The organism is Lachnotalea glycerini, from assembly GCF_003201285.1.
Taxonomy (GTDB): Bacteria; Bacillota; Clostridia; order Lachnospirales; family Lachnospiraceae; genus Lachnotalea; species Lachnotalea glycerini.
Map to the genome: position 1 here is coordinate 17,932 of NZ_QICS01000016.1, position 14,543 is coordinate 32,474.

Sequence of the window (14,543 nt, forward strand, 5' to 3'; positions counted from 1 at the left end):
CTAACAAAAATGCATTCCATAATGGAATGCATTTTTCTGTTTTTGCTCCATTGTATGATTATCACACGATCTAATTAATAGTTATGACTCATTCTTAATTTTTTTTGTATTATGATACGAATTACTATTTTTATTTTTCATTTTTCTTTCTTCCATCATTATTTTTTGTTTTTCCATCTTTTTTATACATTCCTCATCTATTTCATATATAGTATTATCCTCAATTATTACTTTATTCCCCATATAATTCCTTTCTTTTTCAATTTTATTAAAATACTGTAATAAACCGAAAAATATAATTACATTGAAACTATAATATAATATATGATTTATACTTCATATCTGTCATATTATCAAACAGATATGAATATTATTTTCTAGAACATATAAAAAAGGGGGGACAACACATGGAGGAAGATAACATCAAAGCCAAAACGGCATTTGATGCAGCTATACAAACACATCACTTAGAAATCATAAAGGCTGCAATCCCCTACATAAACACATCAGAACAAAAAGTAATATCTGTTTTTGTAAAGGCCGCCGAATTGGCAGAAACAATAAACATTTTTCAAAAGCCTGAGGCCAGTATTGGTATCTGCTCATTGGGTAATAACAGCGGTACAATACTAGACATGTTAAATGATGTCAAAACAGTATGTAATACAAAAGAGCAAGATATCATTAATATGATTATTAACTATTATAATGCGTTTCAGATGTATAATACATACCGCCAATCATACGATGATAATGATAATATGGAACACCCAAATTCTTCAACTTTATATAACAATTTAAAGGATCTGTTAACACCAGAACAGCAGCAAATGTTTGAAACCTATTCTCTTATGTTTAATTCATAATAATTATGGAGAGCACTGCAATTGATTGTCAAATTATAAATAAATGAATGGAGGTCAAAATGGAATCAAATCCTTGGTCAAATAATGAAGCTTTGAAAAATATTGATGTACATAAAATAATGCTGTTGCAAGAACTGTTTAAACAGTCAAACGGCAAGAAAACAAACGAAATGCTGCCATTTTTAATGGCAGCATCAAAACAAGCAAATTCAAAAGGTCTTAAATTTACTAAAGACGAAATGCAATTGATTATAAGTGTCCTGCAAAAGGATATGACGCCTGCTGAGCAGGAAAAAACATCTAAAATCTTGTCAATTCTTGGACTCTAGCCCCCAATCTGAACCTTCAGCCCAGACTTCTTGGCTTCTTCCATAAGAAGCTGCATCTGCTCATTGGTTGGAGGTTCTAAATCTTTCAGCTCATATTCTCTATTTAAGCCTTCATATTTATCACTTCCAAGCCTGTGATATGGAAGTAAATGTAATTCTTCAACTCCTGGCAATACCTTGGCATACTCGGCGATTGATCTTATTTCTATTATAGTGTCATTAAAGGTAGGAATGACCGGTACTCTTATAATTAAATGCATAGAGCTCATAGCCAGTCTCATTGCATTTTCCAATATATGCTCATTTGGCTGTGAAGTAAATTGCTTATGCTTTATTGTATCCAAATGCTTAATATCCAATAAAAATAAATCTAAAAATGGTAAAAACTTCTCAATTATCTCAAACTTAGTGAATGCTGTTGATTCAATCGCTGTATTGATTCCATTTGCTTTTGCCGCTCTTAAAAGTGCCACAGCAAAATCAGGTTGTAATAAGCATTCACCTCCAGATAGTGTAATCCCACCTTGAGATCGATTGTAATAGTGAATGTCTTTCATCACTTCTTTCATCACTTCTTCTACCGTTACATCTCTTCCAATCAGCTTATCCTTACCCTTTACTTTCATTTTCTCTATATCAAAGCTTTGCGATTCCGGATTACAACACCATTTACATCTTAAGGCACATCCCTTAAGAAAAATAATAGTACGAATTCCCGGTCCGTCATGTATTGAATATCGCTGAATATCAAATATTCTGCCCTTTACTTTTAAATAATCATTATTCATATTATCCTCCGGTTAAAAGCCTTGTGTTGTTCTATTAATAATGTCATCCTGCAAGGATCTTGAAAGTGTGGTAAACAGTGCACTGTATCCTGCAACACGAACTACTAAGTTTTTATAATTCTGGGGATGTGCCTGTGCATCTAATAGAGTCTCTTTGCTTACTACATTAAATTGCATGTGCATTCCTTTCTCATCAAAGAACCCTCTGATTAAAGCTGTAAAGTTTTGTAACCCTCTCATGCCGCTTAAGGCTGATGGATGGAATTTCTGATTAAACAAAGTTCCATTCGAGGCAATAAAATGGTCTAATTTTGCTACTGAATTTGCTGCTGCCGTAGGTCCTTTTACATCTCTGCCTGAAGCCGGCCCTACTCCGTCTGCGATTGGTGTGTTTGCCAAGCGACCGTCTGGAGTAGCACCTGTTTGTGCTCCTAACGGCACATTGGCAGAAACCGGGTATAAACCTGCCTGATACTGCCCACCTCGTGGGTTCTTATAGTTTTCAAGCGGTTTTGTATAGGTATATGCAACATCTCTTGCCAAAAGATCTACTTCTTCAATATCATTTCCATACTTTGGAAGCTCTTCAATCCACTCTAGAAGTTGATTGTATTTTTTCTGACCTGCTTCTAACTCATTTCCCATACTTACCATGTTATAAATATCAGCAATCTGTGCTTCATTCACTTGATGTCCTGCCTTAGCTAACTCCTCTGCCACTCTGGTTGTGATTAATTTTGCCTTTTCAATCGGCATTTTTTGACCAAAGTTATCCTCCAATGCTTTTTTATATTCCAATAAAGTAAGCTTCTTCTCTTCAAATACAAGTGTTTTAACCGCCCATAAGGAATCTGTCATATTAGCTATACCAAATCCTTGTGGACCCGTAAAGTTATATACTGCCCCACCTTCTTGCAAAGATATTCCTCGTCCGATACAGTCTTCAACCATACTCGATTGGAAAGGAAGTGGACATCTTTTTGCATGTGCCAAATCAATTGCATTATCTGCATTGACCATAAGCTCAATAAAATATTCCATTTGCTTTTTATATGCAGCATAAAACTCTTCAAAAGTTTTCATACCTGCAACATCTCCGGTCTGCAAACCAACTTTTACACCGTTTTCGTAACCATTTGAAAATACCATTTCTAATGGTCTTAGCATATTAAAAAATGCCGCATCATGCCAGCCATCTGTTTTACCCGCCTTTTGAGGTTCCACGCATCCTATGATATCATAGGTTCTTGCATCCTTTAACGAAACACCTCGATTCACCAATGCGGGTATAATAACCTCATCATTATAATAGGCAGGAAGTCCAATTCCTGTCCGTGTTAGGGTGGCTGCCTTAATTAAAAATTCATCGGGAGTTCCATTCCACACTCTGACAGATAAAGAGGGAGCCGGAAGCATAACATGCATGGATGCCTCAATGCACATAAAAGACAACTCATTGGTTACATCATTGCCTTCCTCGTCTTGACCTCCTGTAATCAGATTTTGGAATAAACTATAGCCTGCAAATCCTTCCGCTGATGCCGCATCACGCACCTTATTTAAGTCATTTAATTTAACCCAGATGCAATCAATTAACTCTTGTGCAAATTCTCTGGTTATCTTACCTTTTTCAATATCGTCTAAATAATAAGGATACATATATTGGTCAAAACGTCCCGGTGATATAGAATGTCCGCTAGATTCAACCTGCAATAACATTTGGACAAACCAAAAAGACTGACAAGCCTCCCAAAAGCTGGTCGCCCCATTTGCAGGTACGTTTGCACAGTTTTGTGCAATTTGAAGAAGTTCTTTTTTTCTTACATTATCCTGACACGTTGAAGCTTCGCTAAGAGCCAGCTTGGCATATCGATTTGCATAATTGATCGCCGCCTGACAGCTCATCATAACTGCCTCCAAAAACCTGGCACGCTTTCCATAATCTCCGTCTGATATTTTCAACTTGCTTAGTGCTTCTTTTGCCTCTTTATGAATACCACTATACCCAATTTTTAATACTTTATCATACTGAACGGTTAAATGACCAATACCATTATAAAAATAATTACCTGGAGTAAAAATATAATGCTCCATCGCTGTTAATGTCTCTTGTTCCATATAAGAAGTGGCAAGATCACTGGTCGTCTTCCCTTTCCAATAAAGATAGGCTTCGTGGAGTTGGTTTTTCGTTTCCTCTGATATATAAAACGGATCGGCACTTCTTGCCGCTACTGTATCAAATTCTTGCTCTAACCATTCATAGGAGTATTCTGGAAAAACCTGGCAGCCTCTTGGTGCCTTACTGTTACTTCCCACAATCAGCTCGTCTGGTCGTATGGTAATTGGAAGCTCCTCACAAATTGCCTTAAAAGCCTTAGCTCTTCTGGTAATGATTGGATCACCCTCTGTTTCCTGATAGCTTTTTGTTAAAATAACTGCTCTATCTGCTTCAATTTCTGGAAGCTTAGCATATAAATGTTCGATTAGCTTGGGTATTCTAGGACTCTTTATTATTTCTAAATCTCCATATTTCTTCATATTCACCAGCTCCTTTGTATCAATATGTAAGGCATTCTTTTTGTCTCATCGTTCTTTTTATCTATGTAAAATTGTACTATAACCAAACACAAAAGTCAATCAATTTACACGCCAATCGGAATAAATCAAACACAAACAAACACAATGTCACACCCATTTAAGTTTCTGACTTTCTTTTTATATTTTCACTAATAAGTGCTTTTCATAGTCAAAATACATACCATCCAGCATATTACCTAATGTATTTGTCAATTTAATGTTTATTTTGTTTTTACCCTTTTTCCATATAGTTTTCTCTGTCTGCCATATGTATGGCGAAAATGCCTTAACTCCAATACTTTTATCATTTACAAAAACCTCGATACACTCATGACAGGCTTGTTCAAAATCAAACTTTAATAAGTAGTCCTTTTTTGCATCCTCGCAAAAAACATGAGTTTCAAAGTCAAAAGTACCGCTATAATAAGGAAAGCCCTTAACATAATTCAAATCAAGCTTCGTTTCGTTCGAAATTTTTGTCAGATATTTCAGGTTTTCTCGTTCCATTTGCACTCCAAATTCCCCATATAAATACAAGGGATCTCTGATTCCATCTTCGTCCTTTGTTACTTGAACCCTTATCTCAAGCTCATTCAAGCCTTGCACAAGATATCCTGAAATATCACAAAGAAGATTATTAAAGTCAATAATAAAAGTACTGATAAAATCGTCTATTTTCAGGATATGATTATTTAGCCTGATTTCAAAGCTATCCTTAATCGTTCCTCTGTCCATAAGAAGTGAAATAGCTTCTATTGGCTTTTTAACTTCAAACGTAGTTCGATAATAAACATTTAACGGATATTGAATTGTAATTTCTTTTGGCGTTCCAAAGTCTCCGTGAAAAGAATAATTCTCTCCTGACAGAATTGGCGTCTCTGAACACTGCTCAACAAATGTTTTCACAGTGGATTTATGCCATTGCAGTTTATCCTTTGATACCTCAAATTCCTCCAGTCTGAAAATATTTTTTCCTTGTATTGTTACCTTCATTTTATTTTTAGTATCAATCACGATAACATTCGCTGTTTTATCTTGAACATCCTGATGATTTCTTTTTACCTTAGAGAATTGAATACATCTGCTTTCATATGGCAATAGACGAAGAATGTTGTCCTCCAGATAAATATTTTTTGTTGTCCCATTTTCAAGACAGTATTCAGTTGTCTTAAAATTCATCTTATTTTTATATTTAATGGTTACATCTGTCTTTCGTGCTCCCTGATTTGCAACAAAAATATAGATATTTTCTTCTTTATCCTTTCTAATAGTCGATACAATATTCTTTTGATTCTGCTGATCAGGTCTAATTTCAAATAGAGAATTAATTTCTCCTCTACACCAATCAATCCAGTTTTTACTATGAACATCTCCATAGAAACAAATATTATTATTTTCAATAATATTATTACTCTTCCCCCCAAAATATTCTTCCTGAAAGCTTTGGTTCATACCAAAAAGCTTCTGCCATAATAATTGTGAATTTTCTTCTCCAAGCGGTTTAGTGGGAAGCATTCCAAGTGCTGCTGCTTTTCCCCCCTGCTGCACGAATTCTTTTACTTTTTTAAATGCATTGTCTTCGATACAGACGCTTGGAGGTATAATCAGTACCTGATAGCAGGCTCTTCCCAGTCTGATTTCACCATTTTCTATCTTTGCATCTGCGAGTATTTCAGCATCTAAATGATCATAATCAATTTGTTGAAACAATAGCGTTTTACAAATTGACACCCAATCATCTCTAAGCTTGTCACAACAAAATTTTTCATGCTCATCCTCTCCCTCATATATAAAACCATGGAAAGGATTTGCCAAATAGCTCCATAATGATGCAACCGGATCAAGAACAGCAACATGGATAACTGCCTCTGTATTAGTTACAAAGGCTCCCATTCTGCCCACGTAATCCGAAAGTACCTTATAATGTTTCCAATATGGATTCTGTATAAATTGTGACGGAGGCGCATCATGCTTGGTTATTGCATCAATTGTGTAATAAAATGCATGGAAATTATATAGATTAATTCCACTGGCACCTAAACGATCAATCATCCATTTTGCATCTTGCATATTCATAGTCCAGCCAACGCTGTGAAAGCTTTCAATCATTGCAAATTCATTGCCCAACTGCCTAGACAGAGAACTTACAGATTTCGCATTGCTTCTGTAATTTCTAATATACTCATCATATATCCATTCAAGTGGCTTTCCCAGCTTCTCATGAGCCGTATCTCCGCCTACAATAGTGCTATATCTTTGGGTACTCATTCTCATAGATGGCACTTCTGTAGCATAATAAAGATTGTTATTTTTACACCAGTGTGCTACCTGCTTATGATAACTTTCTACAAACAGCTTATGCAGTGCATCGTACAAATCATATCTTATCTTTATAGCATTCTGATAGGTGTTGTTATGTAGTGCCGGCAAAACCTCCTGTATCTGATACCCTTTTAGTCTCTCAAAATATTCAGGAATCAGCTTAGACCACGGAATCGGACTGAGTAGACCTACTTCATCTGAAAACATTCCTTGAATGAAAGTTCCAAAACCATCACCAAATGCCTTCCGATATCTTTCGTGCGTTGTATTTAAAAAGGTTTTTACCGCATTCTCATTGCATGGGTCAAAAAAGCCTCCATAATATTTGAAATCTCCCATAGCTGTCTGCGTGTAAACTTCAATATGCCATTTTCCCTTTGGAAGTTTCACTGAAAGTATTTTTTGCGGTCCATAGGAAAAAAATCTTTTATTATTATATTTTGTCAGTCCTGTTGTCTGATAAAGTTGTGTTGTTTGTAAGCTTCCAATCCTACTTTTTAAATCAAGCGGAAAATCCCACTTTATTTTGTTCTTTTCTACCGGAAATGCTTTCGCATAAAGGATACCCGACCATCCAAGGTTGATTTCTATGTCCTGTAATCCTTCGATATCTTTTGAAATATGTTTCAATATCATATGCTCAGCCTCTGGATGTTCCAGCAGTACTTCTCCCCCACTCATGCCGCTGGGATATGGATATTCATCATAAAGCCAAGCCTCTAAGCCGAAATCTCTCGCCTTCTTAGCAGCAAACTTTACCAAATCAAACCACTTTTGTGATAAGTAAGGAACTGACATTCCCTGTCTGGCACAGATAAAGAATCCACCCAACCCCTTTTCTGCCATTTCCTTAATCTGAATCTCAATTTCTCTTTCTGTCAATTCTCCATTCCAAAACCAAAATGGCTTAATTCTATATTTGACGGATGGATTATTAAATTCTTCCTGAAATGTCATAATTCCCTCCTATTAAGTAAGGGTGGGTTCTGTTGAACCTCACCCTTTTGTATTAATTAAATTTTATAAGAAATATTATAGCGAACTTAAATGCAGATGTCAACAAAATAGAATGACAAACAAATAAAACCAACATAATTTTTGTTGTTTTGTATTGTTTGTTTACATTTTTAGCTTGTAAGTAAACTATTACTATTTGATAGAAAATTACCTTTATATGTTTTTTCTTAAAGTATATTGACATTTATTCTTTAAAATCATATGATATACTCTGCGTGCATTAATTTATAATACATAAAGATAAAATATGTTATATCCCACATATCAAAGTAAGGATGGATGATGATATGAACCAAACCAAAGATTTAGATATCTTAAGATCAAATGCATATATTTTTAAGATGTCAATTCCTATTTTTATAGAGCTGTTGTTACAACTTCTAGTTGGAAATATTGACCAGATAATGATAAGCAGATATTCTGCAAATTCAGTCGCTGCTATCGTAAATGGAAACCAAATTATTAATATTATTATCATCGTCCTGAATATGATGACAATGGCATCTACGGTTATATTGTCACAGTATTTGGGAGCTAATGATTATGAACACTGTAATCAGACTTGTACTGTATCTATTACTATTATTACTATCATCAGCGGCATAGCTACTTTTATTATATTGTTTTTTTATCATGATATTTTTCATGCCATGCATATTTCATCTGATATTTTGGAAGAATCTGCAACTTACCTTTGTATTGTAGGTGGATTTACACTTATACAGGGACTTTACCTTAACTTTGCTGCTCTTTTAAGGGGATATACTTATATGAAGCAGGTTATGTATATCTCCATTTTTATGAATATTCTAAATATAATAGGTAATGCAATTTTAATCAATGGTCTTTTTTTCTTTCCTCAGCTTGGTATCATGGGTGCTGCCATTTCTACAGTTATAAGTAAAACGATTGGATTATTGTTAATTACTTTTGTCTTTTTTAAGAAAACAAAGGTAAGTATAAATTGGGGTTATTTAAAACATAATTCCTTGCAAACATTCAAGAAAATTCTATTAATTGGATTTCCTTCCGGAACAGAGAGCCTATCTTATCAGATGTCACAGATTTGCATTCTGGGAATTATTAATTCCTTTGGAACCGTTGCAATCGTTACAAAAGGGTATAGTAGTATATTAGCGAATTTTTCTTATGTATATGCAATTGCAATTGCACAGGCAACACAAATAATTGTTGGCTATCTCTTAGGCTCAAAAAGAATAAGTGACTTAGAAAAACGTGTATGGGATACTCTTAAAATTGCTGTAGGCTGCTGTGTTGGATTGTCTATCCTTCTTTATTTGGGAAGTGATACGATTTTTCAGATTTTTAATCCCTCCAAAGAGGTACTTAAACTTGGAAAACATTTATTATTTATTGAAATATTCTTGGAAATAGGGCGTGCTATGAATATCGTGATGACAAGAATGCTTATTTGCGTGGGGGATGTTAAAACACCTATGTTTTTTGGTATTTCAGGACACTGGCTATTAGCCTTTTTGTTATCCTACGTTTTGGGAGTTAAATTAGAGCTTGGACTAGAAGGCATTTGGATTGCCATGGCTATTGATGAATGCACAAGAGGATTCATTTATCTTTACACATTTAAGAAAAATAAATGGAAAAAAGCATTTCATTTTACATAAACATTAGAACAAAGCGGACAAGTCCGCATCAGCTCCCTAAATCTCTCACTCATGAGGGACTTGACCGCTTTCCAGCGCCGAATGCAGTCACGCTGTGACATTTTCCACTTGCATTCGTGCGCATCCTGCGGAGCATTTATATGTAATAGGACGAAATTTCCTATTACATATAAAGGATACCATAATGGAAAATATGTCATTACATTCTCCTATATTGTATCCTTTCTCATTAAATTATATTTATTTAAAAACTCCTAGTATCCCACATACTATTACAAGCCCACCCAGAATAATTCGATAAATTCCAAATGCAGTGAAGTCATGCTTCTTAATATAACCAACCAAAAACTTAATTGCCCATACCGATACAACAAATGCTGTTGACATACCAAGAATCATTATTACCAACTCTGTTGTCGTAAATGCAAGCCCAAATTTTACAATTTTTAATAAGCTTGCGCCAAACATCACGGGTATAGCCAGATAAAACGTAAATTCTGCTGCTACGGTTCTAGAAGTTCCTATTAATAATGCTCCAATGATTGTGGCTCCTGATCTTGAGGTTCCAGGTACTAAGGCAAGTACCTGAAATACACCAATAAAAAGTGCTGTCTGATAAGTAACCTGTGAGAGCTGTTTTATATTTGATTTTCTTGTTTTATTCCACTTTTCAATAATAATAAAAAGAATACCATATAATATTAAAGTGAACGAAACCGTCTTGTAATTGAAAAATAATTCCTCCAGCTTATCGTCAAATAATAGTCCAATTACAGCGGCCGGTGCGCAGGATACAATTATTTTAAACCACAAATGAATGATATCCATGTTAATATGCAGCTCACTCTTTTTCCATTGAAACGGAAAAATTTTCTTCCAATAAAGTACTACAACCGCCAAAATTGCGCCCAATTGAATTACCACCAAAAACATATCCTTAAATTCTTTCGTAACATTTAATTGAATTATTTCATCCACCAAAATCATATGACCTGTACTGCTGATTGGCAGCCACTCTGTTATTCCTTCTACAATTCCCAGTATAATTACCTTTAAAATTTCTATAATTTCCACCTGTTTACTCCTTTTACTCAAACTGCCAATCCATTACTGTCTATCAATTAAGCTTCGTATTTTACAATCCAATTACTAGATTCACCTTAGCTTTATTCGATTACTGCTCATATTAAATTAATTTGTCTGCGTATTGCTTGTAGTTGAATTATTTTGCGTTGTCTCATTGGTCTGCGAATTATCGTTTTGCGTTTCATTTGATTGCTCTGAAGCTTCAGTAGCTGTTGATCCCACTGTATAATTTTCAGTTCCGGGCAACTCATAAACTATAACGGCAGTTCCCTTTGAAATACCTTCATAAATGGTCTTTGCTACCTTAGGTGGTAAATTGATACAGCCGTGTGAACCACTTTTAAGGTATATGTCTTTACCAAAATCACTCCTCCAGGAAGCATCATGCATTCCGATATTTCCATTAAACGGCATCCAGTAAGATACCGACGTTTCATAATCCTCTCCTACTAACGTAGCATCCTTCTGTCTGTATTGTATTGGATAGGTTCCTACAGGTGTTCCATAATTTTTTGTTAAGTTACCAGAAACAAAATCGGAATCAACCACCATATTACCATCCTTATAAAAAAACAAATGCTGTGCTGTTAAATTAATTTCTACATAAGTATTTCCAACGTCATCATCACCGTATTGCTTTGCCGTTTGAAAATAAACCGGTTCCCGCACTCCTTGCGTACCAGCTTGTATTGCTTTTGTCAATTCTGAAAGCTCTGTCGTACGATCAAGCCACCAGCCGTAATCTCCACCGGAAACCTGAATTGTTTTGTCATAGGAAGTTTTTAATGTACGCACCTTACCAAAAGTATTATAGGTTTTACCTATATAATCTATAAACTCTTTGATATCCTCCTGATTAAGACTAACATTGTAATCAGAATCGACGTTAATCCATTTATGTATCTTCTCACCATCAACTACTTCCTGATCGTCACCAAATTCATATGTAATTTTAGAACTCACTAAATGATTCATTTGCTCTACTGCATTATTTAGCGCTTCATTATCCATGGTTACACCAGGATTTTCATAACAGTCCTCTTTTTCAATTGATACAGAAGAATCCAAAGCTAGAACAGCATTCTGAATTATTTCATATAACTTATCTTTCTTAACTAAATTTCCTTTTGTCTCTTCTACAACCGTATAACCATCGTCCTGATATTCTGAAACATGTGCATCTATCGGCTGAATAACATAATCTTCATTAAAACAATTTAAATAATTATAAAAGCTTTCCAGCAAATCCTTATCATAATTTAACATTGTACCTATTTCGTAATCATCTTTAGTAAAGAAATGTATTGGCCACAAAAAACCATTCTGCTTCTTTTTGATGCTATCCAAACCGCCATCAAAATATATTTTCAGACCAATATCTTCACCTTTTATCTGTTCAGTCGCATCGTCTCTTTCTTCAATTGTCAATGTGTATTCTCTAACCTGAGTCGAAATAAGTTCCTCCGCGCTTTTGGTAGATATATTAGAACAATTGACACCATTAATTGTTGTTCTATTATAAAAATTCCAAGTGTAATATAATGAACCAGCAAGATAGATTAAAAGTAGTGCCACTCCTGTTATAATAACTATTTTTGAATTAAACTGACTTCTTCTATTTCTTGTTTTTTTCTTTTTTCTTCTTCTTTCCATCTTCCTAACCTGCCTAAATCATTCTCAACAATTCATCACTGAATGCAATTATATAATTATTATCCAAAAATGAATCGTCCTATAGTGATATATTAATTGAACTATTTTATTATACCACATTTCTTTCATTCATTTAAACTAATTTACGTAACATTTTCATACTCTACCGATATAATTAATAGGATATCTGTGGAATAGATGGAATGCACATACATTTATAACATTTTAAACCGTTCAATTTTATATATTTATAATTTTTCTTTCTCCATTTTTAAAAACTTCTAAGCTTATCATTACCATCATCTACTGTATTTTCAATCGATTTTACAACAATATAATATCCATAATTATCATTGACCGAAACATAAACTCTATCATTGACCTTATGACCTAATATTGCTTTACCAAGTGGTGAATCTATGCTTATTAGGCCAGCCAAAGAATTGCCTCTGACTGTTGTAATTAATTTATATTGTTCTACTGTATCGTCTTCTTCAAAATATACCTGAACTGTATTATTAATTCCAACCTCATCTTCTTTGGATTCATCTGATATGATTCTAGCTGTTTTTATCATTTTTTCCAAATATCGAATACGGCTCTCATTCATATTTTTATCTTTCTTTGCTGCATGATATTCAAAGTTTTCACTTAAGTCACCATGTGCCCTTGCTTCTTTCACTGCCTCAAGTGCTTCTTTTCGCACTACCAACTTCCGGTATTCAATTTCTTCTTTCATTTTATCAATATCGTTTTGCGTCAATTCATCAAACATAATCTTCTCCCTTATTTCCTATATAATGTAATATTCTATATTTTATCATATTTTATAAAATAAACTACACCATTATTTTCTTTCGCTTGATTTGTCAAAACTGTATTAAAATATAGATATGGAGCAGCATCACTTTTATAAATTTTATGCATCCTGCTTGGAAAACTTTATATTCTATAAGAATTATCACTTTATTGCAGCAAAATCATTCCTAGTAGAATAAAAAATGTACCCTTCTACCAGCATTTGAATAGTCAGGGTACATTGATATTGATACAATTAAATTATTATTTTGAGCTTGTTGTCTTAACTGTATTTGAATAATAGGATTCCCCATTAATCTTAACTGCGTCATCACTTTCTACTATTGCAATATAGGTCTTGCCTGTATTTAAAACAATTTCATCACCGTTATCATCATAGTACTTTGTAGCGCCATAATCAGAAGTCTTTTTCCATGTTACATGAATGGCTTTTCCTTCAGTAAAGAAATAACCATCATATTGATCGTCAGTACAACCAAATGCAAGATAGCCTTTCGCATCTCTCGTTTCATGATAAGTATACTGAACAATTACATTTTCAAATTTAAGCTGTTCTCCTGTAGCACCATCCTTTTGAGCAGAACCGTATAAGCTCTTATAGTAAGTACCCTCGGTTGCGTTATATTCTAATGAGGATTGTGTATATGAAAATGCTGGTGATAAATCAATGCTGGTGGCTTCTAAAGCTCCACTTGCTGATTCTAATGTATTTGACTCTTCTTCCTTTGCAAAGGTAAAATGATTTGGCTCATAATACTGATCTCTATGCTCCAAAGAATACTCAAGTGTTTTACATGCTTCTACAAGCTTCGCACCGCTTGTATATGCATTATGAGGTGCTTCTTTATCAGTAGTACGATAAAATGCGCTTGCACCAGGGGACACAGACGTACTATTTACTGCACATCCTGTAATATTATTCACATCACTTCTAGTAACCATATCAGCCAAATAATAAGGTCCTCCAAAATGAACTAAAATGGAATCCCACTCCAATGCCCAATATACATAATAGTCACGACAGCTTCTAACATTACCAAGCTGTGTTATATTCTGCCAGTCCTCAATAATTGCCATTTGTCGAGACATATTGCCTTCTTCCATACATTCGTATAAAATACCTGCTTCTCCAATACCATACTGTGGTTGTGCCGCTTTATCGGTTGGAAGCATTATAGCTATCGGGCGAGAATCAGCTACTGTTTCATCCTCAATTTCATTCGTTAATGCACTTCTCTTCTTACCTTCCGGAAGCACTTCCTCTTTCACCTCAGTCACTTCTTCCTTTGGCTCTTCCACTGTTTCCTCTGCCGGCGTTTCAACAACTGCTTGTTCTGTTGTCTCTTCCTTAGCCTTAGAACCACAACCTGCAAACATAAAGGTTGCAGCTAGCACAGCCAGCAATACTATTTGTAATTTCTTCATAGTTCTCTCGCTTTCTCA

The 14,543-nt window shown here is 34.6% G+C and carries 11 protein-coding genes; 3 read left to right on the top strand and 8 right to left on the bottom strand.

Annotated elements, in window-relative coordinates; translation table 11 throughout:
- Positions 1-81 precede the first annotated feature (81 nt).
- Positions 82-243 (bottom strand): hypothetical protein, encoded by a 162-nt coding sequence (locus C8E03_RS22110; RefSeq protein ID WP_170123071.1) that lies wholly within the window; start codon positions 241-243, stop codon positions 82-84.
- A 164-nt stretch (positions 244-407) separates the two neighbouring features.
- Between C8E03_RS22110 and C8E03_RS19330 the strand changes: the two genes are divergently transcribed.
- Entirely contained in the window at positions 408-866 is a 459-nt protein-coding gene (locus tag C8E03_RS19330) for a hypothetical protein (protein ID WP_094376191.1), read from the top strand.
- Between the two features lie 59 nt (positions 867-925).
- Positions 926-1,195: a hypothetical protein gene (locus C8E03_RS19335; RefSeq protein ID WP_094376190.1), complete on the top strand. Its 270-nt coding sequence runs from the start codon at positions 926-928 to the stop codon at positions 1,193-1,195.
- Here C8E03_RS19335 and C8E03_RS19340 read toward each other — a convergent pair.
- From C8E03_RS19340 to C8E03_RS19350, 3 genes are all read right to left on the bottom strand, one after another.
- A complete protein-coding gene (locus C8E03_RS19340) occupies positions 1,192-1,983 on the bottom strand; it encodes a glycyl-radical enzyme activating protein (protein ID WP_110291878.1) in 792 nt (263 codons plus the stop codon). The genes C8E03_RS19335 and C8E03_RS19340 overlap by 4 nt on opposite strands.
- Before the next feature lie 12 nt (positions 1,984-1,995).
- Positions 1,996-4,521, bottom strand: a complete 2,526-nt coding sequence (locus C8E03_RS19345) for a glycyl radical protein (protein ID WP_110291879.1) — start codon at positions 4,519-4,521, stop codon at positions 1,996-1,998.
- Positions 4,522-4,698: 177 nt separating this feature from the next.
- Positions 4,699-7,839, bottom strand: a complete 3,141-nt coding sequence (locus tag C8E03_RS19350; RefSeq protein WP_094376187.1) for a glycosyl hydrolase — start codon at positions 7,837-7,839, stop codon at positions 4,699-4,701.
- A gap of 347 nt (positions 7,840-8,186) precedes the next feature.
- Between C8E03_RS19350 and C8E03_RS19355 the strand changes: the two genes are divergently transcribed.
- Positions 8,187-9,542: an MATE family efflux transporter gene (locus C8E03_RS19355; RefSeq protein WP_110291880.1), complete on the top strand. Its 1,356-nt coding sequence runs from the start codon at positions 8,187-8,189 to the stop codon at positions 9,540-9,542.
- 240 nt (positions 9,543-9,782) lie between these two features.
- On the opposite strand, the gene C8E03_RS19365 is transcribed toward C8E03_RS19355, so the two are convergent.
- The 4 genes from C8E03_RS19365 to C8E03_RS19380 form a co-directional block, all read right to left on the bottom strand.
- On the bottom strand, positions 9,783-10,616 hold the full coding sequence (locus C8E03_RS19365) for an undecaprenyl-diphosphate phosphatase (RefSeq protein WP_094376184.1): 834 nt from the start codon (positions 10,614-10,616) through the stop codon (positions 9,783-9,785).
- Between the two features lie 117 nt (positions 10,617-10,733).
- Positions 10,734-12,281: a L,D-transpeptidase family protein gene (locus C8E03_RS19370; protein WP_110291881.1), complete on the bottom strand. Its 1,548-nt coding sequence runs from the start codon at positions 12,279-12,281 to the stop codon at positions 10,734-10,736.
- A gap of 271 nt (positions 12,282-12,552) precedes the next feature.
- On the bottom strand, positions 12,553-13,056 hold the full coding sequence (locus C8E03_RS19375) for a GreA/GreB family elongation factor (protein WP_094376182.1): 504 nt from the start codon (positions 13,054-13,056) through the stop codon (positions 12,553-12,555).
- Between the two features lie 287 nt (positions 13,057-13,343).
- Positions 13,344-14,525 (bottom strand): DUF3048 domain-containing protein, encoded by a 1,182-nt coding sequence (locus C8E03_RS19380; RefSeq protein WP_110291882.1) that lies wholly within the window; start codon positions 14,523-14,525, stop codon positions 13,344-13,346.
- Between the last annotated feature and the right edge of the window lie 18 nt (positions 14,526-14,543).

Excerpts from the sequence above, each read along its gene's own strand:
- C8E03_RS19335 (WP_094376190.1), top strand. The coding sequence starts at position 926 with ATGGAATCAAATCCTTGGTCAAATAATGAAGCTTTGAAAAATATTGAT.
- C8E03_RS19370 (WP_110291881.1), bottom strand. The coding sequence starts at position 12,281 with ATGGAAAGAAGAAGAAAAAAGAAAAAAACAAGAAATAGAAGAAGTCAG.
- C8E03_RS19350 (WP_094376187.1), bottom strand. The coding sequence starts at position 7,839 with ATGACATTTCAGGAAGAATTTAATAATCCATCCGTCAAATATAGAATT.
- C8E03_RS19330 (WP_094376191.1), top strand. The coding sequence starts at position 408 with ATGGAGGAAGATAACATCAAAGCCAAAACGGCATTTGATGCAGCTATA.
- C8E03_RS19340 (WP_110291878.1), bottom strand. The coding sequence starts at position 1,983 with ATGAATAATGATTATTTAAAAGTAAAGGGCAGAATATTTGATATTCAG.
- C8E03_RS19375 (WP_094376182.1), bottom strand. The coding sequence starts at position 13,056 with ATGTTTGATGAATTGACGCAAAACGATATTGATAAAATGAAAGAAGAA.
- C8E03_RS19380 (WP_110291882.1), bottom strand. The coding sequence starts at position 14,525 with ATGAAGAAATTACAAATAGTATTGCTGGCTGTGCTAGCTGCAACCTTT.
- C8E03_RS19355 (WP_110291880.1), top strand. The coding sequence starts at position 8,187 with ATGAACCAAACCAAAGATTTAGATATCTTAAGATCAAATGCATATATT.
- C8E03_RS19345 (WP_110291879.1), bottom strand. The coding sequence starts at position 4,521 with ATGAAGAAATATGGAGATTTAGAAATAATAAAGAGTCCTAGAATACCC.
- C8E03_RS22110 (WP_170123071.1), bottom strand. The coding sequence starts at position 243 with ATGGGGAATAAAGTAATAATTGAGGATAATACTATATATGAAATAGAT.